Consider the following 26,820-nt stretch of genomic DNA (forward strand, 5'->3'; position numbering starts at 1 on the left):
CAAAAACAGCCTGAACTTTTCCTTTCGCGCTGGCCTCGGAATTTCTGTAGGCCCGCGACACCCGCACTTCCCGCGACCCCATGTCCGCCAGGCGAAAAGGAGCCCGGAACGATGCCGTCCCCACGTTATGCCGATGACCCTGTTGTCCGTGCCATCCAGCAGCCGCGTCTGGCCATCGAGTCGGTGCAACCTGTGGTCGAAGCCGGGCGATTCGCGGCCAAGTGCCTGTGCGGAAAACCGCTGACCGTCAACGCTGTGATCTTCGCCGATGGTCATGACCAACTGGCAGCCGACCTGCTTTGGCGTGGCAATGGCCAGGCCACCTGGCAGCGCGTGCCGATGCAGATGCTCGGCAATGATCGCTGGGCGGCATCACTGCTGATCGAAAGCGAAGGCCGCGGCGAGTTCGCCATCGAGGCCTGGCTGGATGTCTACGCGAGCTTTCGCTACGAATTGGTGAAGAAATACAGCGCCGGCGTGCCGCTCAGCCTGGAGGTGCAGGAAGGGGCAGAGCTGGTGCGGCGTATCCTCAGTCAGGCACCGCAGGAAACGCACACAGAGCTGGATGCGCTGGTGGCGAAGATGGAAGAGGCGCAATCGATCGAAGAGCGTGTGGCCGTGTTCGTCGAGCCGGCGCTGGGTGAGCTGATGCGCCGCGCCGAATACCGTCCGCACCTGCTGCGCAGCACGCACTATCCGCTGGACGTGGAACGGTCACTGGCGCAGTTCGCCAGCTGGTACGAGTTGTTCCCACGCTCGCTGGGCAGGGATGGCCGTCACGGCACCTTTGCCGACGTGCATGCGCGCATCCCGGAAATCGCCCGGCTCGGCTTCGACGTGCTGTATTTCCCACCCATCCACCCGATCGGCCGCACCCATCGCAAGGGGCCGAACAACAGCCTCAGTGCCAGCCCGGATGATCCGGGCAGCCCGTATGCCATCGGCAGCGAGGAGGGCGGCCACGATGCGGTACACCCGCAACTTGGCAGCCTCGATGATTTTCGCGAGCTGGTGCGCGTGGCCCATGAACACGATCTGGAAGTGGCGCTGGATTTCGCCGTGCAGTGCTCGCCGGATCATCCCTGGCTGCGTGAGCACCCTGGCTGGTTCAGTTGGCGACCGGACGGCAGCATCCGCCATGCCGAGAACCCGCCGAAGAAGTACGAGGACATCGTCAACGTCGAGTTCTACGCCGAGGCGGCACTTCCCGATCTGTGGCTGGCGCTGCGCGATGTCGTGCTGGGCTGGGTGGAGCAGGGCGTGACGCTGTTTCGCGTGGACAACCCGCACACCAAACCGATGCCGTTCTGGGAGTGGCTGATTGCCGATGTGCGCGAACGCCACCCCGAGGTGATCTTTCTCGCCGAGGCCTTCACCCGCCCGGCGATGATGGCGCGCCTGGGCAAACTCGGCTTCAGCCAGAGCTATACCTACTTCACCTGGCGCAACACCAAGGCCGAGTTGCAGGCGTACTTCACCGAGCTCAACCAGCAGCCGTGGCGTCATTGCTACCGGCCGAATTTCTTCGTCAACACGCCGGACATCAACCCTTACTACCTGCAGCGTAGCGGGCGCCCCGGTTTTCTCATTCGCGCCGCGTTGGCCACCATGGGTTCAGGGCTATGGGGCATGTATGCGGGCTTCGAGCTGTGCGAGGCAGAGCCGGTACCGGGCAAGGAGGAATACTTCGACTCGGAGAAGTACCAACTGCGCCCACGCGACTATCAGGCAGCCGGCAACATCAACGCGGAAATCGCCCGACTCAATCAGATCCGCCGTGAAAACCCTGCGCTGCAGACACACCTGGGTTTCCAGGCCTACAGCGCCTGGAACGAGAACATTCTGTACTTCGGTAAGCGCACCGATGACCTGAGCAACTTCATCCTGATCGCCATCAGCCTCGATCCCGAGCACCCCCAAGAAGCGTACTTCGAGCTGCCGCTCTGGGAGCTGGGCCTGCCTGACGACGCCGACCTGCAAGGCGAAGACCTGATGAACGGCCACCGCTGGACCTGGCACGGCAAGGTGCAGTGGATGCGTATCGACCCCTGGCACCTGCCGTTCGGCATCTGGCGTATCCAGACCGTTCGCTGAACACGGAGTATCACCATGGCCAAGCGCAGCGCTGCCAAGAGCTTTCTAAACGACCCACAGTGGTACAAGGATGCGGTGATCTACCAGGTTCACGTGAAGTCGTTCTTCGATGCCAACAACGACGGCATCGGCGACTTCCAGGGGCTGATCGACAAGCTCGACTATATCGCCGACCTCGGCGTTAACACCCTATGGCTGCTGCCGTTCTACCCCTCGCCCCGCCGCGACGACGGTTACGACATCGCCATGTATCGTGGCGTGCATCCGGACTACGGCAGCCTCGCCGATGCCCGGCGTTTCATCGCCGAGGCGCACAAGCGTGGCCTACGCGTGATCACCGAACTGGTGATCAACCACACCTCGGATCAGCATCCCTGGTTCCAGCGCGCCCGCAAGGCGAAGAAGAACTCCAAGGCGCGCAACTACTACGTCTGGTCGGATACTGACGAGAAGTACGACGGCACGCGGATCATCTTCATCGACAGCGAGAAGTCCAACTGGAGCTGGGACGCCGTGGCCGGCCAGTACTTCTGGCACCGCTTCTACTCGCACCAACCGGATCTCAATTTCGACAATCCCAAGGTGCTGGAAGCCGTGCTCGGGGTGATGCGCTTCTGGCTGGACATGGGCGTCGACGGCCTGCGCCTGGATGCCATCCCGTACCTGATCGAGCGCGACGGCACCAGCAGCGAGAACCTGCCGGAAACTCACGCGGTGCTCAAGCGCATCCGCGCCGAGGTGGATGCGCGCTACCCGGATCGCCTGCTGCTGGCCGAGGCCAACCAGTGGCCGGAAGACACGCGCCCCTATTTTGGTGAAGACGACGAATGCCACATGGCCTTCCATTTCCCGCTGATGCCGCGCATGTACATGGCCATCGCCCAGGAAGACCGTTTCCCGATCACCGACATCCTGCGCCAGACGCCGGACATTCCGCCGAACTGCCAATGGGCGATCTTCCTGCGCAATCACGATGAACTGACCCTGGAGATGGTCACCGACGACGAGCGCGACTACCTGTGGAATTACTACGCGGCCGACAGTCGCGCACGTATCAACCTGGGTATCCGCCGCCGTCTGGCACCCCTGGTGTCCCGTGATCGACGGCGTATCGAGTTGCTCAACAGCCTGCTGCTGTCGATGCCCGGCACACCGACGCTGTATTACGGCGACGAGATCGGCATGGGCGACAATATCTACCTGGGCGACCGCGACGGCGTGCGCACACCGATGCAGTGGTCGGTGGATCGCAACGGCGGTTTCTCCCGGGCCGACCCGGCCAGCCTGGTGCTGCCACCGATCATGGATTCGCTGTACGGTTATCACACCATCAACGTCGAGGCCCAGGCGAGTGACCCGCACTCGTTGCTCAACTGGACGCGACGCATGCTCGCCATCCGCAACCAGCACAAGGCCTTCGGCCGCGGCTCGCTGGTGATGTTGGCACCGAGCAACCGGCGCATCCTTGCCTATCTGCGCGTTTACACCAACGAGCAGGGTAACGAGGAGCACATTCTCTGCATTGCCAACCTGTCCAGCGCGGCCCAGGCCGTCGAACTGGAACTGGCCGACTACCGCGACCGGGTGCCGGTGGAAATGATTGGCGGCGCCTCGTTCCCGCCCATCGGTCGGCTCACCTACCTGCTGACCCTGCCTCCCTATGGCTTCTACTGGTTCTACCTGGCCGACGCCTCGCAGATGCCCAGCTGGCACCTGAAACCGGTTGAGCGCATGCCGGAACTGCAGACCCTGGTGCTCGGCCGCGCCTTGACCGAGGTGATGAACGACCGGCCACGGCAAACCCTGGAGCGTGAATCGCTGCCGCTTTATCTGGCCAAGCGCCGCTGGTTCGCTGGCCAGGAGCGGCCAAGCAGCAGCGTGCGCCTGCTCTACGTCATTCCGCTGGCCGAACACACGGATGCACCCCTGCTGGCTGAGGTGGAAGTGCTGGGCGCGGCGGGTGTCGAGCGCTATCGGCTACCGCTGGCGGCGGTGCCCGAGCGTGCCGTCGGCAATGACCTGCCGCAACAGCTTGCCCTGGCTCGATTGCGCCGTGGCCGACGTGTCGAGCTGCTGACCGATGCCTTCAGTCTGCCGCAATTCAGCCAGCACATCCTGAGTCTGCTACGTGAGCAAAGCATGCTGCGCAGCGCCGCTGGCGAGATCCAGTTCCGTGTCGAGCCTGGCCTGCTGGCGATTGGGGAACTTGATCAAAGCACCTTCAAACTGCTGTCGGCCGAGCAATCCAACAGCTCGGCGCTGCTCGGTGAGCGGTTGCTGATCAAGCTGCTGCGCCGTGGCTTCCCCGGTATCCACCCGGAAGTGGAGATGGGCCGTTTTCTCACCGACCATGGCTATGCCAACGCCGCGCCGTTTCTCGGCGAAGTGGTGCGGGTCGACGATGACGGCCAGTCGCACACGCTGATGGTGGTGCAGCGTTACCTCGATAACCAGGGCGATGCCTGGCAATGGACGCTCAACACCCTCGACCGCGCCATCCGCGACGCGCTTGCAGGTGGCACAGTCGACCCCGAGCTGGATGCCCTGAGCGAGTTGGCTCAGTTCTCGGCCGTGCTCGGTAGGCGGGCAGGGGAGATGCATGCAGTGTTGGCGCGCCAGGTGGAGAACCCGGATTTCGGCTACCAGCTCAGCGATGAGCAGGACAGCGTGTACTGGGCCGAGTCGATCACCGGCCAGTTGCTGCAGGCCCTCGAGGTGCTGGGGCGTAATCGCGACAGCCTGGGGGAGGCGGATGCCCAACAGGCGAACTGGCTGCTCGACAGGCAACATCCGCTGCTGGAGGCGACCGCCAAGTTGGCGACCCAGGCCGCTGGCGGCCTGCGCATTCGCGTGCACGGCGACCTGCATCTGGGCCAGGTGCTGGTGGTGCAGGGCGACGCCTACATCATCGACTTCGAGGGCGAGCCCAACCGCTCGCTGGAGGAGCGCCGCCAACGCCACAGCCCGTTCAAGGACGTGGCCGGCATGCTGCGATCATTCGACTACGCCGCTGCCGTGGCGCAGCGCAATGCTGGCGGGGTAGAGGGCGCCGTGGAGGCCCAGCAGGTAGTGCGCAACGTGGTGGCGCGCTACCGCAGCACGGCCCGCAGCGCCTTCCTGGATGCCTACCGGCTAGCCACCAACGGCTTGCCGCACGAATGGCATGAGCGCGACGGTGAGAACGCAGCCCTCGAACTGTTCTGCCTGGAAAAAGCGGCCTATGAAATCGTTTACGAAAGCGGCCACCGCCCCGACTGGATCGATGTACCGCTCCAGGGGCTGGCGGATCTGGCGCGCCAACTACCGGGAGTACGGACTTGAATCACGACACAGTGGAACGTTTGCGACGTGCCGAGGAGGGCGACCCATTCGGCTTTCTCGGCCCTCATGCGCACGGCGATGGGGTTCTGATCCGCGTCTGGTTGCCCGGCGCCGATGCGGTTGACCTGCTGACGGATGACGGCGAATCACTCGGCGCCATGCAGCTCAGCGACCCGGACGGCCTGTTCGAACTGCGCCTGGCACGACCGCAGCGTTATCGGCTGCGCATCCACTGGCCTGGCGGTGTGCAGGAGTGTGAAGACCCGTATTCTTTCGGCCCGCTGCTGGGCGAAACCGATCTTTACCTGTTCGCCGAAGGCAATCACCGTGAGCTGTGGCGCTGCCTCGGCGCACGGCCCGTCGAGCACGAAGGCGTACCGGGTGTACGTTTTGCCGTCTGGGCGCCCAACGCCAAGCGGGTTTCCGTGGTCGGCGACTTCAACAGCTGGGACGGCCGCCGCCACCCCATGCGCCTACGCTACCCTGCGGGCATATGGGAGTTGTTCATTCCGCGCCTGGAGGCGGGCGAGTGCTACAAATACGAAATCCTCGGCCAGGGCGGCATGCTGCCTTTACGTGCCGATCCGTTGGCCCAGGCCACCGAAATGCCGCCAGCAACCGCATCGCGCGTGCCGCAGGCCGAGCCTTTCGCCTGGCAGGACGAGCAGTGGATGAGCGCGCGCGACAAGCGCCATGGCCCGCAGGCGCCGCTTGCAATCTACGAGCTGCATGCCGGCTCCTGGCAGTGGACGCAAGGCCACCCGCCAAGCTGGGACGAATTGGCCGACCGGCTGATTCCCTATGTGCAGGATCTCGGCTTCACCCATATCGAGCTGATGCCGATCATGGAGCACCCGTTCGGCGGCTCCTGGGGCTATCAGCCGCTGTCGATGTTCGCGCCGACCGCGCGCTTCGGTGGCCCCGAGCGTTTCGCGGCGTTCATCGATCGCTGCCACCGCGCCGGTATTGGCGTGATCCTCGACTGGGTGCCGGGGCATTTTCCCAACGATGCCCATGGTCTGGCCGAGTTCGACGGCACCGCGCTGTACGAGTACGCGCACCCGTTCGAGGGCTTCCACCCGGACTGGAACACCTGCATCTACAACCTGGGGCGCACCGAAGTGCACGGTTTCATGCTGGCCAGCGCGCTGTACTGGCTGCGTGAGTACCACGTCGATGGTCTGCGCGTGGATGCGGTGGCCTCGATGCTGTACCGCGACTATTCGCGCGAAGCCGGGCAGTGGATACCCAACCGTCACGGCGGACGCGAGAACCTGGAGGCCATCGAATTTCTCCAGCACCTCAACGAGGTGGTGCGCCACGAGGTTCCGGGCGCACTGATGATCGCCGAGGAATCCACCGCCTGGCCGGGCGTCAGCCGGCCGGTGCAGGAGGGCGGCCTGGGCTTCACCCACAAATGGAACATGGGCTGGATGAACGACAGCCTGAGCTACATCCAGCAAGACCCGATGTTCCGCCTGCACCACCATCACCTGATCACCTTCGGCCTGCACTATGCGTTTTCCGAGCGGTTCATCCTGCCGATCTCCCACGACGAAGTGGTGCACGGTAAGCGCTCGCTGCTCGGGCGCATGCCGGGCGATCGCTGGCAGCAGTTCGCCAACCTGCGCCTGTTCCTGGCGCTGATGTGGACGCATCCGGGGAAGAAGCTGTTGTTCATGGGTTGCGAATTCGGCCAGTGGTGCGAATGGAATCACGACCAGCAACTGGACTGGTACCTGCTGCAGTACCCCGAACATGCCGCCACCCAGGCGCTGCTTCGTGAGCTGAACCAGCTGTATCGCGGCGAGCCGGCGCTGCATCAGTTGGATGATCGTGCCGAAGGTTTCCAATGGCTGATCGGTGATGATGCCCGCAACAGCGTGTTCGCCTGGCTGCGGCACGGCCGGGACGGCGAATCGCTGCTGGTGGTGCACAACTTCACGCCGCAAGTGATCGATGGCTACCGCGTTGGCGTGCCAAAGGCCGGAAGCTGGCGAGTGCTGCTCAATACCGACGAGAGCCGCTGGAGTGGTTCGGGGGCGGGCACCCACGGTGAACTGCACAGCGACGCTGTAGCGGCTCATGGCCAGGCCGATTCGCTGAATCTGCAACTGCCACCGTTGGCGACATTGATACTCCGCCCGTAGGGTGTCGCGGGGCCGCCTAGGCCGGCGCACTGCGGTTACAGTGCAAAAGCCAAAAGCCGGTGCGCGCGGCGCACCCTACTCTGGGGGCATGCGCGCGGGGAATTTGTAGGGTGCGCCATGCGCACCGATCCACCCATGCCCGTGGTGTCAGGAATAGCGCACCAACTGATGCGGGTAGTTGCCGACCCGCGCACCAATGACCATTTCGCTGATCCAGTTGCCGAGAATCTGGGTGTAGGCCTGCTGGTCGCGGTCTTCGCTGAGGGCGTGGTCGGCGCCGTCGAGGATACGGTGGGTCAGTGAATGAGCCTTGTCGAAAGCGGCGCGGTAGCTCATCAGCGTGGCGTGCGGCACGAAGTCATCGTGCTCGGACTCCACCAGCAGCACGTCGCCACTAAACGCCGAGCAGGCGCGCAACGCCCGGTTGTCCTCGGCGCGTAATGGCCGCCGCCGGTATTCCTGCAGGCGCATGGTGTCCAACTGGCCTTTGGGCGTGTGCCATTGCTCGTCCCAATACAGCGCGGGTACCCGCAGGGCCAGCCATTTCACTGTTCGCTGCGTACTGAGCAGGGTGGACAGATAACCACCGTAGCTGCTGCCGATCACCGCGATGCAGTCGCTGTCGACGGCAGGGTGTTCGGCCAGGCGGTCGTAGGCGGCGATGATATCGGCCAGGTTGTGCGCGCGGGTCACGCTCTCCTTCGCGGCGATGGTCTTCTCGTGGCCACGCAGGTCGAAGGTCAGGCATACGCAGCCAAGCCCCGCAATGCTTCGGGCACGCGCCAGGTCACGCTGCTGGCTGCCGCCCCAGCCGTGGACGAAGAGTACGCCAGGCACCTTGGCCGGCGGCGAGAGGAGGGTGGCGGCGATAGCTTCGTCGTCGACCAGGATTTCCAGCGTCTGGCTGTGTGCACTCATGCCCGTTCCACCTTGACGTACTTGCTCAGCATACCCAATTCATTGTCGTGCCCCTGATAGAGGCAGATGGCGCCGCGCGGAGGTGGGATGTCGCCATAGTGCTCGAAGGTCGAGGCATGCAGCTGCCGCAGCGTCGGGTCGTCGACAAAGGCTTCCAGGGCGAATATTTCCGCTGGGCTGGCCCCGCCAACCCGCCAGGATTGCTCCAGTACGCCGCAACGCTGCTTGCCGGTGCGGCTCTCGCCACAGGCCACGTCGTAGTTGCGCCGAGAAGCTAAGAGGGCGGGATAGGCCTCGAACGCAGCCAGTTCGTAGATCCGCGCCTGCTGAAGGGCCAGGCGCGCCGCACGCGGCATGGTCAGGGCCATCAGGGCCAGATAATCGCCTCTGACCACGATCAGCTCTGAGCCGCCGTATACCGAATGGCCGTGGTTGTCGCGGGTCAGGTGCTGGCTGCCGTAGTAGCTCAGTGTGACGCCTGCCACGGTGATCTGGCCGACGCTGTAGGTGTAGGGCTGACGCAGCTCTTCCTCCAGCACCAGGCCATGCTCGCGCACGGTTTGTGCATCCAGCGCTGCCAGGGCGGCCTCCAGCTCTGGCAGGTCATTGATCGACTGTTGCCCGCGTCCCGCACGGGCCAGGACCGGCTTGAGGCGCAGCGGCCCATCGCGCAGCAGACGCCGACCGGCGCTGTGAGCATCGTCCAGATCGAACGCGGTGAAGCCGGGCAGCGTGACCTGATCGACCTGCAGTGCGAAGTTCTCCGACCAACCGTCAGGGTGCCGGCTGTGCTCGCTGATCAGAGGATGGCTGATGGCCTTGGTCGCCACGAAAGCGTGCTCGACCACACCGCCGAAGAGATCCTGATCGCTGTCGATGCCCAGCGCCGAAACATCGCCTACCAAGGTGTCGTCCGGCAGGAAGTAATGACGCCCTCCGGAGGGCAGGCTGGTCGAGTAGTCGCCTATGAATGGGCAGCCGAGCAACTGGCCCAGCTTCTCAGCCAACATCTGCTGCACGGCGCTTTCGTGCTGACTGCTGGTGCCTTGAACGGGTAGCCATACCACGCTGCTGTGTGGGGTCATTGCTTACCTCGCCAGGTGCCGCCTGCGTTCTCGCAATCGAGTCGTACCTGGCGTAGGTCACCCACGTTGTAATAGTGGGTGACGACCTTGGCGTCGTTCGGTATCGCTGGGCGCGCCTGGTCTTCATCTTCAGCAGTGGAGCGGTAGTTGCTCAGGCTTTCCTGAGTCAGCGCGGCCTCACAGGTACCGATGCTGTCGCTGGAGCAACTGGCGACCTTTTGCTGCTGGGTGTTGATCATCTCATCGCTTTCGTTGTTGCAGGACCAGTCGATATCGCCCTGCGACATACCGACGAATTCGTAGCACAACTCTTTTTCCACTTCACGAATAGCGTCGCTGGACGAGCGACTGCTGACATAGCAGGCATCGGCCAAGGCGTCGGCGGCGGTCATCCAGCCCAGCAGAAAGATAGGAACGGCGGCTTGCATGGTGGTCTCTCCATAACGGTGGCCTTCATCGTTTGTGAGCCAGGCCATCGGTACGAAGTTCAGGGTTTTTGATCGGTGGGGCGGCTGCAGAACCAGCGGCATTCATGCAGTCACGAGCTGAAAACCGGGCACGCCGCTCCGGCCTCACAGGGCACCGCAAGGGTGTACAAAGGGCAGCTCAAGGCGATGGTGGAACTCGGTGTGAAGCTCGAATCCATCCGCGAGATTGAGCCGATGCGGTTTCTTGAAAATCAGCGTTTGGCCAGTTGTTCCGCCTGCCAACCTCCGCCCAGTGCCCTGAATGCCGCAATGGCGGCGCGCGCAGATTCCGTCTGCGCCTGGGCTCTGGCATCCGAAGCTCGCAGCAAGGCTTCGTCGGCGTTGAGCACTTCGATCAGGCTGGCCGCGCCGCTTTGATAGGCGATGAACGACGACTGTCTGGCACCCGTGAGGGATGTTTCGCCTGCTGCCAGGGTGGTCGCCTGAGCCTCGCGATTGACCAGTGCCGAGAAGGCGTTTTCGACATCTTCACTGGCTCTTAGAACCGACTGCCGATAAGCCGCGATCACCTCTGCTTCTTGGCCCTTGGCCTTGTCGATCTGCGCGTTGATACGGCCGAAGTCGAACAGTCGCCAGCGCAGGCCCAGCACGCCGGCCGATTGCGCGGCGCCGCTGCCGAACAGGTTGCCACTTTGCGTGGTGGCACTGCCGAGCAGGGCACTGAGCGAGAATTTTGGATAGTACTCGCTGATCGCCATGCCGATACGGGCATTGGCGGCGACCAGGCGACGTTCGGCGGCTATCAGATCGGGGCGGCGGCGCAGCAGATCAGCTGGCGAGCCGGTGGCCGTCAGTTGCGGCGCGCGTGGGATGGCGCTTGCGCTGGCCAGCTCGGCGCGATGGGTGCCGGGCGGGGTGCCGAGCATCACATCCAGCGCATTCATGGCCGCATCCAGGCCCGCCTGCAGCACCGGCACACTGGCCTTGACCTGCGACAGCTGGCCCTCGGTCTGCTGTACCTGAAATTCGGCGGCAAGCCCCTGCTCGTGCAGCAGGCGTACTTTCTCCAACAGCTCCTGCTGGGTGTCGACCTGCCGCTGGGCAATCGCCAGCCGCGTCTGCAGGCCACGGATGGTGGTGTAGACATCGGCGGTTTGCGCCGCGACGGCCAGTCGCGTGGCGACGACGCCGGCCTCGGATGCCTGATATTCGGCCAGTGCGGCTTCACGGCCTCGGCGCAGGCCACCAAACACATCCAGTTCCCAGCTGGCGTTGAGATTGGCCTCGTAGCTATTACCATAGCGGTCATAGCCGGGTGCGGTGTCGAGCACCTGGCCCAGTGGGGTTTCCACCGACTGGTAAGCATGTGCTGCCTGGCCATTGACTGTTGCGGAGGGCAGCAGAGCCGCATTGGCTACACCCAGGCCGGCCCTTGCCTGAACGACCCGTGCCTGGGCTTGGGCCATGTCGAGGTTCTGCGCGAGCGCCTGACTGACCAGCGCGCTCAGTTGTGGGTCGCCAAAGCCTTCCCACCAGGCCGCGAAGCTGGCAGTGGTCGTCGCGCTTCGGCTCTCTACTGCGGCCTGGCCAATGTATCGTTCGGCCAGTGGAGCATCCGGACGCTGGTAGTCCGGGCCAACCGCGCAGCCTGCTGCCAGACTGGTGCTTACCGCGAGAGCAAGAAGACGGAAGGGAGGCATGAGGTTTCTCTGAGACCAATTCAAGTTGTGACCATATTATAGATTGGTCACTTTCTGTCAATCAGCCCACTACAGGGTTAAGCTGTAGGCATGAACGAAAATATGAATACCTCACCCATACGCGGACCGCTGGATCACGAGATTCGCGATCAGATCATCAGCGCTGCAACCGAGCATTTCAGCCATTACGGTTACGAGAAGACCACCGTCTCGGATCTCGCCAAGGCCATCGGTTTCTCCAAGGCCTATATCTACAAGTTCTTCGAGTCCAAGCAGGCCATCGGTGCGGTGATCTGCACCAATCGCCTGGCGATGATCATGGAGATTGTCGACGCGGCCATTGCCGGCGCGCCGACGGCGTCTGAAAAACTGAGGTGCCTGTTTCGCTCTATTTCAGAGGCTGGTAGCGATCTTTTCTTCCATGATCGCAAGCTCTATGACATCGCAGCGGTCGCTTCGCGTGATCAGTGGCCTTCCGCAGTGGCACACCAGGTACGCATACGCGCAATCATTCAGCAGATCCTGCTCGACGGTCGCGCATCTGGCGAGTTCGAGCGCAAGACGCCGTTGGACGAGGCCACCAGGGCGATCTTTCTGATCATCCTGCCCTACGTCAATCCTGCTCAGTTGCAATACAACCTGGACACGGCTCCCGAGGCGGCTGTGCACTTGCCGGCACTGATATTACGAAGCTTGGCGCCTTGATAGATTGATTGTGACCATTGACAGAGTTGGTCACTAGTCTAAGAATGGGGTTCCTGTATTGCTCTTGAGTAATGGAACCCATGCGCCTCAAATCCGCCACTTTTGCTCTTTGCCTACTGCCTATCCTCCTGGTGGCGTGTGGCGATTCGTCAGTCCATCAAGACCCACGGCTCAAGCCGCCGCTGGTCAGAGCCGCGGCGGTCGAGCACTCGCTCGAGGTTTCTCGTTCATTCACCGGTGTGGTCGTCGCCCGTACCCAGAGTGACCTTGGCTTCCGCGTGTCGGGCAAGATCCTCGAGCGCCTGGTCGACACCGGGGAAACGGTCAAACGCGGCCAGCCGCTGATGCGCCTCGACCCCATCGACCTGCAATTGCAGGCGCGTGCGCAACAGGAGACCGTTGCTTCCGCCCGAGCGCTGGCCAAGCAGACGGCTGACGACGAGGCGCGTTATCGCGGGCTGGTCGCTGCTGGTGCGGTGTCGGCTTCGGCCTACGCTCAGATCAAGGCTGCCGCTGACTCCGCCAAGGCTCAGCTCAGCGCGGCCCAGGCTCAGGCTGATGTGGCGCGCAATGCCACGGGCTACGCGGCGTTGCTGGCCGACGCCGATGGCGTGGTGATGGACACAATGGCCGAGCCAGGCCAGGTGGTCAGCGCTGGGCAACCGGTGGTGCGATTGGCGCGGGCAGGGCAGCGTGAGGCCATCGTGCACCTCCCCGAAACCCTGCGTCCGGCGCCGGGTTCAATGGCTCAAGCCACGTTGTATGGCAATAGCGGCGCTGCCGTCGCAGCCAAGCTGCGCTTGCTCTCCGAGGCCGCTGATGCCACCACCCGTACCTTCGAAGCCAGGTATGTGCTTGACGGCGCGCTGGCGAATGCACCACTCGGCTCGACCATCACCCTAAATATCGCAGAGGGCAAGAACGCCACGCCAGTGCTGCAAGTCCCCGTCGCCGCGCTTTACGACCCCGGCAATGGCAGCGGCGTGTGGGTGATCGCTGGCGAGCCGGCGAAAGTCTCCTGGCGCCCCGTTCAAGTGCTGGGCATCGGTGATGACACGGCACGTGTCGCTGGCACGCTCGACGCCGGTGAGCAGGTGGTGGCCCTCGGTGCTCATCTGCTGCGTGATGGCGAAGAGGTCAGGCTTGCCCAGGCAACTGGCCCGTCGGTCGCCGGGAGTCAGCCATGAGCGAGGGGCGTTTCAATCTTTCCGCCCTTGCCGTGCGTGAGCGCGCCATCACGTTGTTTCTCATCCTGTTGATCGCCGTGGCTGGAACACTGGCGTTCTTCCAGCTTGGCAGGGCGGAAGACCCACCGTTTACCGTCAAGCAGATGACCATCATCACGGCCTGGCCAGGCGCCACTGCCCAGGAGATGCAGGATCAGGTCGCCGAGCCGCTGGAAAAGCGCATGCAGGAGCTGCGCTGGTACGACCGCAGTGAAACCTACACCCGTGCAGGGCTGGCATTCACCATGGTGTCGTTGCTCGATAGCACGCCGCCGTCGCAGGTGCAGGAAGAGTTCTACCAGGCCCGCAAGAAACTGGGCGATGAAGCCAAGACGTTGCCGGCCGGCGTTATCGGGCCAATGATCAACGACGAGTTCTCCGATGTGACCTTCGCGGTGTATGCCTTGAAGGCCAAGGGTGAACCGCAGCGCCAACTGGTGCGTGACGCCGAGTCGCTGCGCCAGCGCCTCTTGCACGTGCCGGGGGTCAAGAAGGTCAACATCATCGGCGAACAGGCCGAGCGCATTTTCGTCTCCTTCTCCCATGACCGGTTGGCAACCCTGGGCGTAACGCCGCAGGACATCTTTGCCGCACTCAACAGCCAGAACGCGCTGACGCCTGCCGGTTCGGTGGAAACCAGCGGGCCGCAGGTGGTCATGCGCCTGGATGGCGCCTTCGACAAGCTGGTGAAGATCCGCGAAACCCCGATTGCCGTGCAAGGTCGCACGCTGAAGCTCTCTGACGTAGCGACGGTGGAACGCGGCTACGAAGACCCGGCCACCTTTCTGGTGCGCAATGGCGGTGAGCCTGCATTGCTGCTCGGTGTGGTGATGCGCGAGGGCTGGAACGGCCTCGATCTCGGCAGGGCGCTCGACGCCGAGACGGCGAGCATCAACGAAGAGATGCCGCTGGGCATGACGCTCGATAAAGTCACCGATCAGGCGGTCAACATCACCTCGTCCGTCGATGAGTTCATGGTCAAGTTCTTCGTCGCCTTGCTGGTGGTCATGCTGGTCTGTTTCATCAGCATGGGCTGGCGCGTTGGCGTCGTGGTCGCCGCTGCCGTACCTCTGACGCTGGCCATCGTCTTCGTGGTGATGGCCGCCACGGGCAAGAATTTCGACCGAATCACCCTCGGCTCACTGATTCTCGCCCTGGGCCTGTTGGTGGACGACGCCATCATCGCCATCGAAATGATGGTCGTGAAAATGGAGGAGGGCTACGACCGCTTCAAGGCATCGGCCTATGCCTGGAGCCACACCGCCGCGCCGATGCTTTCCGGCACCCTGGTCACCGCCATCGGTTTCATGCCCAACGGTTTCGCCCAGTCCACGGCGGGTGAATACACCAGCAACATGTTCTGGATCGTCGGCATTGCCCTGATCGCTTCATGGGTGGTAGCAGTGGCGTTTACGCCTTACCTGGGCGTGAAGTTGCTGCCCGATATCAAGCAGGTCGAAGGCGGCCACGCGGCGATTTACAACACCCGCCACTACAACCGTTTCCGCACGCTGCTGGTGCGGGTCATCGCCCTTAAATGGCTGGTGGCAGGCGCGGTCATCGTCTTGTTCGTGGTGGCCGTGCTCGGTATGGGGCTGGTGAAGAAACAGTTCTTTCCAACCTCTGATCGACCCGAGGTGCTGGTCGAACTGCAGATGCCTTACGGCACTTCCATCGAGCAGACCAACGCCACTGCCATCAAGGTCGAGTCGTGGCTGCGCGAACAGGAAGAAGCCAAGATCGTCACCTCCTACATCGGCCAGGGCCCACCGCGCTTCTTCCTGGCCATGGCGCCAGAACTGCCCGATCCGTCGTTCGCCAAGATCGTGGTGCTGACGGACAGCCAGGAGGCCCGCGAAGCCCTAAAGCTGCGCCTCCGAGAAGCGGCCTCCGAAGGGCTGGCGCCCGAAGCCAAGGTTCGCGTCACGCAACTGGTCTTCGGCCCGTACTCGCCGTACCCGGTGGCCTACCGGGTGATGGGGCCGGATCCCATGCAACTGCGTGAAATCGCCTCTCGCGTGCAGGACGTGTTGCAGGCCAGCCCGATGATGCGCACGGTGAATGCCGACTGGGGGCCGCTGGCGCCAACGCTGCATTTCTCGCTGGATCAGGATCGCCTGCAAGCCGTTGGCCTGACTTCCAACGCGGTCGCTCAGCAGCTGCAGTTCCTGCTCAGCGGCGTGCCGATCACATCGGTGCGCGAAGACATTCGCTCGGTGCAAGTGGTTGGTCGTGCTGCGGGGGATATCCGTCTCGATCCGGCGAAGATCGAAGGCTTCACGCTGGTCGGTTCGTCTGGTCAGCGCATTCCGCTGTCGCAGATCGGTGAAGTGGGTGTACGCATGGAAGACCCGATCCTGCGCCGTCGCGACCGTACTCCGACCATTACCGTGCGTGGCGACATCGCCGAAGAGCTGCAGCCGCCCGACGTCTCGGTAGCGCTGTGGAAAGACCTGCAACCGATCATCGAGACGTTGCCTGCCGGCTACCGCATCGAAATGGCTGGCTCCTTCGAGGAGTCCGGCAAGGCCAGCAAGGCGATTCTGCCGCTGCTGCCGATCATGATTGCTCTGACACTGCTGATCATCATCCTGCAGGTGCGCTCGATCTCGGCGATGGTGATGGTGTTTCTCACCTCACCGCTGGGCCTGATTGGCGTGGTGCCGGTATTGCTGCTGTTCCAGCAGCCGTTCGGCATCAACGCCCTGGTCGGGTTGATCGCACTGTCGGGCATCCTGATGCGCAACACGCTGATCCTGATCGGGCAGATCCACCATAACGAAAACGAGGGGCTCGCCCCGTTCAATGCCGTCGTCGAGGCCACGGTACAACGAGCCCGACCGGTATTGCTGACCGCGCTGGCGGCCATCCTCGCCTTCATTCCGCTTACCCATTCGGTGTTCTGGGGCACCTTGGCGTACACCCTGATCGGCGGCACCTTCGTCGGCACCATCATGACCCTGGTGTTCCTGCCGGCGATGTACTCCATCTGGTTCAAGATCCGCCCCAGCGAGCGCAACGATTGGTCAAACAGCATGGCGAAAGCCTGACGCAACTGCCGGTCAGCGTTTTCCTGCGGCTCGGGAGAGCGCCGACCGATACAGAGAGGTTCCAATGAGCAACGTTCAACAGCAGAAACGCATCGTGGTAACCGGCACCGGTATCGTCGGGCCGCTGGGCTGTGGTGTGGATGAAGTATGGCGCCGCCTGCTGGCGGGGCGCTCAGGCATTCGCACGTTGCCAGCGGAAATCACCGAAGGCACCGGCGTGGCGGTCGGCGGTCAAGTGCCCACGTTCGAATAGGATGCGCTGGCGGGCTACCAGCCCGAACGGATCATCCCGCCGAAAGAGCGCAAGAAGATGGACCGTTTCATCGAGTTCGCGCTGGTTGCCGCTCACGAAGCGCTGGAGCAGGCGGGTTGGCACCCAAGCAGCGAAGCAGAGCAGGCACGCACCGCAACCATCATCGCCTCGGGTGTGGGCGGCTTTGGCGCGATGGCCGAGGCGGTGCGCACCACCGACTCACGCGGGCCGCGCAGGCTTTCGCCGTTCACTGCGCCATCGTTCTTGGCCAATATGGCGGCCGGGCATGTGTCCATCCGCAACGGCTTCAAAGGCCCGCTCGGCGCGCCGGTCACCGCTTGTGCGGCAGGCGTCCAGGCAATTGGCGACGCAGCTCGCCTGATCAGACGTGGCGAGGCCGACATCGCCATCTGTGGCGGTACGGAAGCGGCGATCGACCGTGTGACCCTGGGCTGCTTCGCGGCCGCTCGCGCGCTGTCCACCGGCTTCGCCGAGCACCCGCAGCAAGCCTCGCGGCCGTTTGATCGTGACCGCGATGGCTTCGTCATGGCCGAGGGCGCCGGGCTGCTGGTGATCGAGTCGCTGGAGCATGCCCTTGCACGCGGTGCCACGCCGCTGGCTGAACTGGTGGGTTACGGCACCAGCGCCGATGCCTATCACCTCACCGCCGGCCCCGAGGATGGCAGCGGTGCTCGTCGCGCCATGCAACAGGCGCTGCAGCAGGCGGGCCTGAGCCCGAACGACGTGCAGCACATCAATGCCCACGCCACCTCCACTCAGGTTGGCGACAACGGCGAGCTGGCGGCCATTCAGGCGCTGTTCGGCGGGGGTGCAGGCGTGGCGATCAGTTCGACCAAATCCGCCACCGGCCACTTGCTCGGCGCTGCCGGCGGCATCGAAGCGATCTTCACCGTGCTGGCGCTGCGCGACCAGATCGTGCCGCCGACGCTGAACCTCCACAAACCGGCCGATGCCGCGGAAGGGCTCGACCTGGTCGCGCTCAACGCTCGCAAAATGCCGATCACCCATGCGCTCTCCAATGGTTTCGGTTTTGGCGGCGTGAATGCCAGCGTACTGTTCCGGCGCTGGGACCCCTGGTCATGAGCCAATCCGCACAGAAGGGGCGGCGCCAGCGGGAAATGTTGTTGGCAGCGAGTGAAGTGTTCACGGCGTTGGGGTTTGCCCAGGCGAACATGCAAGCCATTGCTGACTCTGCGGGGGTGACCAAGGCCACTCTCTATGCGCACTTTGGCGACAAGGAGCGGCTCTATCGAGCGGTCATCGACCACTGGCTGAGCGAATTGCCGGAACCAAAACTGCCAGGTCAGGTGCGGGGCGGACTGCGTTCCTGCCTGGAAAGAGTCGCACGTGAACTGCAACTGCAAAGTGAACACCCAGCGTTTCATGCGCTCACCCATATAGCGCTGCGCTCCAACCGGATACCCCAGAAACGCTGGCGGCAACGCTACCGCCCCTATCAGAGCTACCTTGAGGAAAGCCTTTCGCGATCTGCTCGATGCTCTGACCCCGAGCAGGCAGCAGTCCGTTTCCTGCTGCTGGCAGTGGGTAGCATCGACTGTAGCCATTTGATGGCCGTGAGTGGGCTGCGCCTCTCTGCCGCTGTAGACATGTTCGTCCAGGCGTATGCCTGAGTCAGGTTTGCGCTTCGGAAACATCAGGGTTCCTGAAAGCGGCATCACCAAGGCCGCAATTGGCCAGGTTCAGGGTGTTGGATAAGCGAGGATTTCGCGCCGGATAAAGTCTGAACTCATCGCAGGCCGTGCTGACTGAATCTGAAAGAGCGAAGCGCTGTCAGGAGAAAGACGCATGAATGAATCCGAGAGCACGGTAGAGGCATTCAAGGCCTCGATCCTGGCCAAACTTCGTTATGCGGTGGGCAAAGATCCGGAGAACGCCTTCGACCATGACTGGTTCGAGGCCCTGGCCTTGGCTACCCGTGATCATGTGGTCGACCGCTGGGAGGAGGCCAGTGCCCAACTTGCCCGGCAGGACGACAAACGCGTCTATTACCTGTCGCTGGAATTTCTCATCGGCCGGCTGCTGGTCGACAACCTGAGCAATATCGGCTTGCTCGATGTGGCGCGTCAGGCCATGGCTGAACTCAACGTCGACCTAGAACGCATCCGCCAGATCGAACCCGATGCCGCACTGGGCAACGGTGGCCTCGGCCGTCTGGCTGCCTGCTTCATGGAGAGCATGGCAACCCTGCGTCTGCCCGCGCATGGCTATGGCATCCGATACGAACATGGCTTGTTTCGCCAGGCGATCATCGATGGCTGGCAGGCCGAGCAGACCGAGACCTGGCTGGATTTCGGCAACCCCTGGGAGTTCGAACGGCCGGAAGTAGCCTATCGCGTGGGCTTTGGTGGGGGCGTCACCAGCCATGTGCAGGAAGACGGTGGCATCAGCCAGAGCTGGCAGCCGCAGGAAACCGTACGGGCTATCGCCTATGACACGCCAGTGGTCGGTTGGCGCGGCGCTTCGGTGAACACCTTGCGCCTGTGGCGGGCGAGGGCCGAGGAAAACCTGCAGCTGGATCGCTTCAATGCCGGCGATCACTTCGGCGCCGTCGCCGGTGAAGTGCGCGCGGAAAGCATCTCGCGGGTGCTGTATCCGGCCGACGACACCGAGGCTGGCCAGGAACTGCGCCTGCGTCAGGAGTACTTCTTGGTATCCGCCTCGCTGCAGGATCTGCTCGAACGCCACCTGCGCCTGCACGGTGACCTGCAAAACCTGCCGCAGCAGGTGGCGATCCAGCTCAACGACACGCACCCGGCCATCGCCGTGGTCGAGCTGATGCGCCTGCTGGTCGACCAGTACCAGATACAGTGGGCGCGGGCCTGGGAATTGACGGTGGCCTCGACGGCCTACACCAACCACACCTTGCTGCCGGAAGCACTGGAATCCTGGCCGGTAGCACTGATGGAGCGTCTGTTGCCGCGGCATTTGCAGATCATCTACCTGATCAATGCCGAACATATCGACGCCCTGCGGGCCAAGGACATCCATGATTTTCGTCTGTTGCGCGCGGTTTCGCTGATCGACGAGGACAATGGTCGGCGGGTGCGCATGGGCAACCTGGCCTTTCTCGGTGCGCACAGCATCAACGGCGTTTCGGCTCTGCACACGCGGTTGATGCGCGACACGGTATTTCGCGACCTGCACCGGCTCTATCCGCAGCGGGTGAACAACAAGACCAACGGCGTGACCTTCCGCCGCTGGTTGTTTCAGGTCAATCCGCTGCTGACCCACCTGCTGGTCGATGCACTTGGCCCCGAGGTGCTGGAGTCGCCGCAAACCACGCTGGAGCAACTGCAGCCGCAGGCCGAGCAGGCAGCCTTCCGCGACGAGTACGCCCTGTGCCGGCGGCGCAACAAGGAGGCGCTGGCGCAACTGGTGCAGCGCCAGTCTGGCCTGCTGCTCGATACCGAGGCGATCTTCGACGTACAGATCAAGCGAATCCACGAGTACAAGCGGCAATTGCTCAACCTGTTGCATACCGTGGCGTTGTACCAGGCCATCCGCAACGACCCAACCACTGACTGGGTACCGCGGGTGAAGATCTTCGCCGGCAAGGCGGCGGCCAGTTACCGCCAGGCCAAGCTGATCATCAAGCTGGCCAACGACATCAGTCGCACCATCAATGGTGACCCCACGGTGCGCGGGCTGCTCAAGGTGGTGTTCATCCCCAACTACAACGTCAGCCTGGCCGAGACCATCATCCCAGCGGCGGATCTCTCCGAACAGATTTCCACCGCTGGCTTGGAAGCTTCCGGCACCAGCAATATGAAGTTCGCCCTCAACGGTGCGTTGACCATCGGTACGCTGGACGGCGCCAACGTGGAGATGTGCGAGCGGGTCGGTGAGGAGAACCTGTTCATCTTCGGCATGACGGCGCAGCAGGTCGCGGCACGGCAGCGTCTCGGACTGGAGATGAGGGATGTGGTTGCCAACTCGGAACGGCTGGGAGCTGCACTGGGCGCGATCCGCGCCGGGGTATTCTCGCCGGACGATCCGATACGTTACGTCGGCCTGGTGGATGCTCTGCTATATGACGACCGCTTCATGGTCTGCGCGGATTTCGAGGCCTATTGGGCTGCGCAACGGCAAGTCGACAAGCGCTGGCAGACGCCCAATGACTGGTGGCGCTCTGCCGTGCTCAATACTGCACGAATGGGATGGTTCTCTTCGGATCGCACCATCAGCGAGTACGCGCGAGACATCTGGCAGGTACCGGTGCCCGCACGCGATAAAGGCTGAAAGCCGTTACTGCTGGACGCGGTGCGCCGGCGTCGCCTGGCCTTTCTTTGGATGCAGGATGCGCGTGACCTGTACGTCGGTGAACTCGTTAGGCCACTCGAAGGTGTGCAGGACACTGAGGTAAACGCGGGCCTGCTCCGGCGTGAGCTGTTCACGCTCGCACTCGACCTCGACGCTATGGGGCTGGTTATGCAGGATGTAGCTGATCAGATGCAGTGGCTTGGCCATATCGTGCCTCCAGATTTGCAGGGTGATGGGAAGTAGACCTGTGCAATAGGTTGGCGAGTTCCCGCGATTCGTCGGGTGGCATGCACATCCGGTAGGGTGTGCTGTGCGCACCGAGTCCGACATAGCCGCGTTGGCCTTTGGTTAAGCCGAGACGCATGAGGTGCCCTGCACAAACGCGGATCATCGCCCAGCCCGGCTAACCGGGCTGGGTTTCGATCCTTTGTTCGCCATTCTTACGCAATGTGCGCGCACGCTTCTCCAACACCAGATAGGTTGCACTGGCCAGAACCAGCGGCAGCAGGTAGTACAACACGCGGTAGGCGAGCAGGGCGGCGATCAGGCTGGCCTGACTGTACTGATGCTGCAGCAACGCCAGGAACACGGTTTCGAGTACGCCGAGGCCCGCCGGAATATGTGCAACCGCAGCGGCCATGCAGCTGATCAGCAGGACGCCGAGTACCGAGGTGTAGGCCGCGCCTTCCGGCAGCAACCAATAGATCAGTGCCGCCATCAATGCCCAGTTGCTCGCACCCAGGCACAGCTGCAGCAGCGCCATGCCCAGTGAGGGCAGGGTGATCGAGCGCTCGCCGAAGTGCCACACGCGCTGTCGCGAGAAGGCGCAGATACCAACGTAAGCGCTGACGATCCCCAGCAGGGTGAAGCCCAATAGTTGCAGCCCCGTCACCCCCAGCGCCCAGCTCTCCGGCAACTTCACCAGGCGCAGGGAGAAGATCACCCCGGCCAGCGCCATGTAGCCCGTCCAGTTGGTCAGCAGGCTGAGGCTGAGAATGCGCGTCACCGTCGACGCGCTCAGCCCCAGGCGCATGTACAGGCGATAACGCATCGCCACGCCGCCGATCCAGGTGGTGAAGTTCAGGTTGAAGGCGTAGCAGACCATCGCCACTGGCATGACCTGGCGCGTTGGCAGGTGGTGGCGGCTGTAACGGCGCCCCAACAGGTCGTAGCAACTGAACACCAGGTAACTGGCGCAGGCGATCAGCGCGCCCACCAGCAGCGTCTGCATGCTGTAGTCGCTGAGCGCCTGGCGTACCTCGCCCCAATCCAGATTGCGCGCCAGCATGTACAACAGTGTCGGTACCAGCAGCAGGAAGAACAGCGTGAGTACGCGCTTGCCCCAGCGCATCCAGGGTTTGTTTTTGACGCCATTCATCCCGTTTTTTCCTCTTCATAACAATTGGGCTTGTCGACCGGTTCCAGCGGCCTCAGTCGCTTGCGGTGAGCCGGTAGCCAGCCGGCGATGGCCGGAAAACGCCGCAAGAAGTGGAAACACAGGAACACCAGCGGCGCACGCCACCAGTAGCCGCGCACCACGCGCTCCAGTTCGATGCGCTGGCAGTGTTCGACTGACAAGCCCATCAGGTGGTCATACAGATGCTGATTGAAGGCGCGATCACGGATCACCAGATTGGCCTCCAGATTCAGCGCCAGGCTCAGCGGGTCGAGGTTGCTGGAGCCGACCGTGCTCCAGTCGTCATCCACCAGTGCCACCTTGCCGTGCAACGGCCGCTGGCAGTATTCGTAGATCACCACGCCATCGCGCAGCAGATAGTTGTAGAGCAGGCGCGAAAAGGCCTGAACCCAGCGCATGTCAGGCTGCCCCTGAAGAATCAGCGTCACCTCCACGCCGCGTCGTGCCGCATTGCGCAAGGCGCGCAGCACCCGGTAACCGGGAAAGAAATAGGCATTGGCCACCACCAGGCGTCGGCGTGCCGACTCGAAGGCTGCCAGGTGCTCGTCTTCGATGTCGGTGGTATGGCGCTCGTTGTCGCGCTCAAGCAGCATCACCCGCATATCACCCACCGGTGTTTTCGCTGGCTGCACCGGGCTCGGCTCGGCCAGGGCAGGGCGCAACAGGCGTAGCGTGCAGACATGCAGATCGGCGACGACAGGCCCCATCACCTCGACGGCGTAGTCCTGTTTGGCCATGTCGCCGAAATCGCCGAGGTGATCGGCCGAATAGTTGATGCCGCCAACGAAGGCGCGCTCGCCATCGATCACCACGATCTTGCGGTGCAGGCGGCGGAACAGGTTGGTACGCATCCCCAGACGCCGTGGGCTGGGATCGAAGACATGGATCTTGACGCCCTCACGCGTCAGCGCTGCCACGTACTCATGCTGCAGGTCGGCGGTACCGTAGCCATCCACGGCGATCACCACGCGCACACCACGACGTGCCGCCTCTATCAGCACCTCCTGTAGTTCCAGGCCGACCTTGTCTTCACGGATGATGAAGGTCTCCAGCAACACCTCGACGCGCGCCTGGCGAATGCATTCGAACACCCGCGGGTAATAGGCTTCGCCGTTGATCAGCAACTGCAGCTGGTTGCCGTCCCGCCAGATACCGCTCATAGATGAATCTCCGCGGCCAGCGGGGCGTGATCGGACAGGTGCGACCAGGGCCGCGTCGACAGCACCTGCGGCGCATGGGCCGTGGCGTTGCGGGTATAGATACGATCCAGGCGCAGCAGTGGGAAACGTGCCGGGAAGCTCCGGGCCGGTTTGCCATGGCGGTGCTGAAAGGCTTCGACCAGCGCATGGGGCGCGAGCTGCTCATCCGCACGCAGACGCCAGTCGTTGAAGTCGCCCGCGACGATCACCGGCGCAGCCGGATCGAAAGTTGCCAGCAGATCCAGCAACAGACCGATCTGCTGACGCCGATGCATCTCGCGCAGGCCCAGATGCACGCAGACAGCATGCACCTCGTCATGCCCCGGCACATCCAGGCGGCAATGCAGCAGACCGCGCTGTTCGGTGCCGCTGACCGTGACGTCGAGGTTGTGGTGTTCGAGGATGGGAAAGCGCGACAGCAACGCGTTGCCATGATGGCCATCCGGGTAGACGGCATTGCGCCCGTAGGCGAACTGCGGCCACATGCTGTCGGCGAGAAACTCGTACTGCGGCACGCTCGGCCAGTCATGAAAGCGCTTGGCGTGCAGCGCGTGACTGCCCAGCACCTCCTGCAGGAACACCAGGTCTGCGCCCGTGGCCTGCACGGCGCTGCGCAGTTCCGGCAGGATGAAGCGGCGGTTGAGTGCGGTGAAACCCTTGTGCGTGTTGATCGTCAGTACGCGCAAACGCTTGACCGGCGTGATGCGGTCGATGATCACCTTGGGGTTGGGGAGGGTGCTATTCATGGCTGACATGTCCATTGCCCGGCGTCGCTCATAAGCTGCACGGGGTCTTGGGACACGGCTCGCCTTGCGGATCCGCTGCGGCGATGGCTTTGTCCGGCGCGGCACTCAGGTGAATGTCACCAACGTCGTGGAATACCACTGCTTTCATAACTGTCTCCCGAAACCGGCGTTACCGGTCTTGCAAACGAATGTCGCCGCACGAGTGCGGCACATGTGTTTTCGAGTGACTGCGGGAAACAGGGGTTCAGGTTTTTTGTTTGGCCGGCCGCTTACCGCGCGGGGCGATCACACCGCGCTAGCTGTTCAGCAGCAGTCCGCGCAGCAGCAGTTCCAGCGCGGCAATGCTCTGCGCCAGGCGCGTCTTGCCGTCGTCGCTGGCGGCGATCCATAGCGTCGCTTCCTCCAGGCTGCCGTAGATCAGTGCCGCCAGTGCTTGTGGCTCGGCCTTGGCGACGATGTCACGGCGCATCAGCTCGTCGATCAGACGCTGCATCGACTCGACGCACTGGCGCTGCGCTTGCGGTGAGGCGCCGCCAAGCACGGCGCGCGCATCGCGTAGCACGATGCGCTGGATGTCCGGCTCCAGAGCCATCTCCAGGTACGCCTGGCAGCGTCCGCGAAAGCCTTGCCAGGGATCGTCGGCATTGTCGGAAATGGCTTGCAGGCGGGCGTCCATCTCAGCGTCGATCTGCTGCACAACGGCAGCCAGCAAGCCTTTCTTGTCGCCAAAGTGGTGATAGAGCGCGCCGCGCGTCAGGCCGGCCTGAGCGGTCAGGTCATCCATCGAGGTATCGGCGTAGCCGCGTTCGGTAAACACCTTACGCGCCGTGGCCAGCAGCAGGGCGCGGGTTTCTTCCATCTCGGCACGGGTACGGCGAGCCATGGTTCTCTCCTTACATACGGATCGCATGATTATTTACATACGGCGCGTATAAATATAGTCTCTTAATCATACGCAGTGTATGTATTTGCTTTTGGCGAGCTGCCAGACGAGCCGAATCACGGGAGAACGAGATGGCCAACCCTTACCGAGAACTCTTCACTGCGCCCGGCGCTACAGGCTTTGTCCTGGCTGGCCTGGTGGGGCGGCTCGCGCTGCCCATGACGGGCATCGGCATCATCACCATGCTCGCCCAGTTGCGTGGCAGCTACGCGCTGGCAGGTGCGGTATCGGCCACCTTCGTGCTGACCTATGCGCTGCTGTCGCCGCAGGTTTCCCGCCTGGTGGATCGGCATGGGCAGGGTCGGGTGTTGCCGCTGGCCAGTGCAATCAGTGCAGGCGGCATGCTGCTTCTGCTGGCCTGCTCGTGGTGGCAGGCGCCGGACTGGAGCCTGTTCATCGGCGCTTTGCTGGCAGGCTTCATGCCCAGCCTTTCGGCGATGGTGCGTGCACGCTGGACGGTGATCTATCGTGGCCAGCCACGTTTGCAGACCGCCTATTCGCTGGAAACGGTCTTCGATGAAGTGACCTTCATTGCCGGGCCGCCGCTGTCGGTGGGGTTGAGCATTGCGCTGTTCCCACAGGCCGGGCCGTTGGCGGTTTCGCTATTGCTGGTGCTTGGCGTGTTCATCCTGGTGCTGCAACGCGGCAGCGAACCGCCCGTGCAGGTACAGAATGCCAGGCTGGCCGCATCAGGCTCGGTGATTCGCGAGAGGAACGTGCGCCTGCTGGCGCTGCTGATGATGGGCATGGGCGTCATCGTGGGCACCGTGGATATCGTCAGCGTGGCCTTCGCCGAGCAATTGGGCCGCCCCGCAGCCGCCAGCCTGGTGCTGTCGGCCTATGCCGCGAGTTCCTGCGTGGCCGGCTTGCTGTTCGGCACGCTCAAGTTGGCCATGCCCTTGCACCGCTTGCTGTTGCTGGGTGGTCTGGCGACGGCACTGACGACCTTGCCGTTGCAATTGGCCAGCAGTATCCCGACATTGACGGGGGCCGTACTGCTGGCTGGATTGTTCTTCGCGCCGACCATGATCGTGGCAATGTCGCTGGTCGAACGTCTGGTTCCCGAGCATCGCCTGACCGAGGGCATGACTTGGCTGCTGGCCGGGCTGAACGTCGGTATAGCACTGGGTGCGGCGGTATCCGGTCGGTTGGTCGACCATAGTGGCGCGCAGGCCGGGTTTGCGGTCGCGCTATGCGCCGGCGTCATGGTTCTGCTGGTGGCGGTATGGGGGCAGCAGCGGCTGCGCGCCCCGTTACCTGCACCAGCCTGAACCCGTTGCGCG

The 26,820-nt window shown here is 63.2% G+C and carries 18 protein-coding genes and 1 pseudogene; 10 read left to right on the plus strand and 9 right to left on the minus strand.

The window, feature by feature from the left end; translation table 11 throughout:
• Positions 1-111: 111 nt before the first annotated feature.
• The 3 genes from C7A17_RS23355 to glgB are packed head-to-tail and all read left to right on the plus strand — an operon-like array spanning position 112 to position 7,565.
• A complete protein-coding gene (locus tag C7A17_RS23355) occupies positions 112-2,094 on the plus strand; it encodes an alpha-1,4-glucan--maltose-1-phosphate maltosyltransferase (protein WP_106741135.1) in 1,983 nt (660 codons plus the stop codon).
• Positions 2,095-2,109: 15 nt separating this feature from the next.
• Entirely contained in the window at positions 2,110-5,415 is a 3,306-nt protein-coding gene (gene treS / locus C7A17_RS23360; RefSeq protein ID WP_106741138.1) for a maltose alpha-D-glucosyltransferase, read from the plus strand.
• Positions 5,412-7,565 carry a 1,4-alpha-glucan branching protein GlgB gene (gene glgB, locus C7A17_RS23365; protein WP_106741141.1) on the plus strand — a complete coding sequence of 718 codons (2,154 nt, stop codon included), beginning with the start codon at positions 5,412-5,414 and terminating at the stop codon, positions 7,563-7,565. Before treS ends, glgB begins: the two co-directional genes overlap by 4 nt.
• 147 nt (positions 7,566-7,712) lie before the next feature.
• On the opposite strand, the gene C7A17_RS23370 is transcribed toward glgB, so the two are convergent.
• The 4 genes from C7A17_RS23370 to C7A17_RS23385 form a co-directional block, all read right to left on the minus strand.
• On the minus strand, positions 7,713-8,483 hold the full coding sequence (locus C7A17_RS23370; RefSeq protein WP_106741143.1) for an alpha/beta hydrolase family protein: 771 nt from the start codon (positions 8,481-8,483) through the stop codon (positions 7,713-7,715).
• Positions 8,480-9,568, minus strand: a complete 1,089-nt coding sequence (locus C7A17_RS23375; RefSeq protein ID WP_106741146.1) for a DUF3182 family protein — start codon at positions 9,566-9,568, stop codon at positions 8,480-8,482. The genes C7A17_RS23370 and C7A17_RS23375 overlap by 4 nt, the downstream gene beginning before the upstream one ends.
• A complete protein-coding gene (locus C7A17_RS23380) occupies positions 9,565-9,996 on the minus strand; it encodes a hypothetical protein (RefSeq protein WP_106743119.1) in 432 nt (143 codons plus the stop codon). Before C7A17_RS23380 ends, C7A17_RS23375 begins: the two co-directional genes overlap by 4 nt.
• Before the next feature lie 251 nt (positions 9,997-10,247).
• Entirely contained in the window at positions 10,248-11,696 is a 1,449-nt protein-coding gene (locus tag C7A17_RS23385; RefSeq protein WP_106741149.1) for an efflux transporter outer membrane subunit, read from the minus strand.
• Between the two features lie 90 nt (positions 11,697-11,786).
• On the opposite strand from C7A17_RS23385, the gene C7A17_RS23390 reads away from it, so the two are divergent.
• From C7A17_RS23390 to C7A17_RS23415, 6 genes and pseudogenes are all read left to right on the plus strand, one after another.
• Positions 11,787-12,401 (plus strand): TetR/AcrR family transcriptional regulator, encoded by a 615-nt coding sequence (locus tag C7A17_RS23390; RefSeq protein WP_106741152.1) that lies wholly within the window; start codon positions 11,787-11,789, stop codon positions 12,399-12,401.
• Between the two features lie 80 nt (positions 12,402-12,481).
• Positions 12,482-13,588 (plus strand): efflux RND transporter periplasmic adaptor subunit, encoded by a 1,107-nt coding sequence (locus C7A17_RS23395; protein WP_106743122.1) that lies wholly within the window; start codon positions 12,482-12,484, stop codon positions 13,586-13,588.
• A complete protein-coding gene (locus tag C7A17_RS23400) occupies positions 13,585-16,677 on the plus strand; it encodes an efflux RND transporter permease subunit (RefSeq protein WP_106741155.1) in 3,093 nt (1,030 codons plus the stop codon). Before C7A17_RS23395 ends, C7A17_RS23400 begins: the two co-directional genes overlap by 4 nt.
• A gap of 64 nt (positions 16,678-16,741) precedes the next feature.
• Positions 16,742-18,034, plus strand: a pseudogene (gene fabF, locus C7A17_RS23405) (beta-ketoacyl-ACP synthase II).
• Entirely contained in the window at positions 18,031-18,582 is a 552-nt protein-coding gene (locus C7A17_RS23410) for a TetR/AcrR family transcriptional regulator (RefSeq protein WP_106741158.1), read from the plus strand. The pseudogene fabF and the gene C7A17_RS23410 overlap by 4 nt, the downstream one beginning before the upstream one ends.
• Before the next feature lie 175 nt (positions 18,583-18,757).
• Positions 18,758-21,211: a glycogen/starch/alpha-glucan phosphorylase gene (locus C7A17_RS23415; RefSeq protein ID WP_106741160.1), complete on the plus strand. Its 2,454-nt coding sequence runs from the start codon at positions 18,758-18,760 to the stop codon at positions 21,209-21,211.
• 6 nt (positions 21,212-21,217) lie between these two features.
• On the opposite strand, the gene C7A17_RS23420 is transcribed toward C7A17_RS23415, so the two are convergent.
• The 5 genes from C7A17_RS23420 to C7A17_RS23440 all read right to left on the minus strand — a co-directional run bounded on the left by C7A17_RS23420 (position 21,218) and on the right by C7A17_RS23440 (position 25,477).
• On the minus strand, positions 21,218-21,439 hold the full coding sequence (locus tag C7A17_RS23420; protein WP_106741163.1) for a hypothetical protein: 222 nt from the start codon (positions 21,437-21,439) through the stop codon (positions 21,218-21,220).
• A gap of 196 nt (positions 21,440-21,635) precedes the next feature.
• Complete coding sequence (locus tag C7A17_RS23425; protein ID WP_106741166.1) at positions 21,636-22,610, minus strand: lysylphosphatidylglycerol synthase transmembrane domain-containing protein; 975 nt, start codon at positions 22,608-22,610, stop codon at positions 21,636-21,638.
• A complete protein-coding gene (clsB, locus tag C7A17_RS23430) occupies positions 22,607-23,809 on the minus strand; it encodes a cardiolipin synthase ClsB (RefSeq protein WP_106741168.1) in 1,203 nt (400 codons plus the stop codon). Before clsB ends, C7A17_RS23425 begins: the two co-directional genes overlap by 4 nt.
• Entirely contained in the window at positions 23,806-24,594 is a 789-nt protein-coding gene (locus tag C7A17_RS23435) for an endonuclease/exonuclease/phosphatase family protein (protein ID WP_106743125.1), read from the minus strand. The genes clsB and C7A17_RS23435 overlap by 4 nt, the downstream gene beginning before the upstream one ends.
• Positions 24,595-24,889: 295 nt before the next feature.
• Positions 24,890-25,477, minus strand: a complete 588-nt coding sequence (locus C7A17_RS23440) for a TetR/AcrR family transcriptional regulator (protein WP_106741171.1) — start codon at positions 25,475-25,477, stop codon at positions 24,890-24,892.
• Positions 25,478-25,608: 131 nt separating this feature from the next.
• Here C7A17_RS23440 and C7A17_RS23445 point away from each other — a divergent pair, with 131 nt between their 5' ends.
• Positions 25,609-26,808: an MFS transporter gene (locus tag C7A17_RS23445; protein ID WP_106741174.1), complete on the plus strand. Its 1,200-nt coding sequence runs from the start codon at positions 25,609-25,611 to the stop codon at positions 26,806-26,808.
• Positions 26,809-26,820: the final 12 nt, after the last annotated feature.

This window comes from Pseudomonas mendocina, assembly GCF_003008615.1.
Taxonomy (GTDB): Bacteria; Pseudomonadota; Gammaproteobacteria; order Pseudomonadales; family Pseudomonadaceae; genus Aquipseudomonas; species Aquipseudomonas mendocina_C.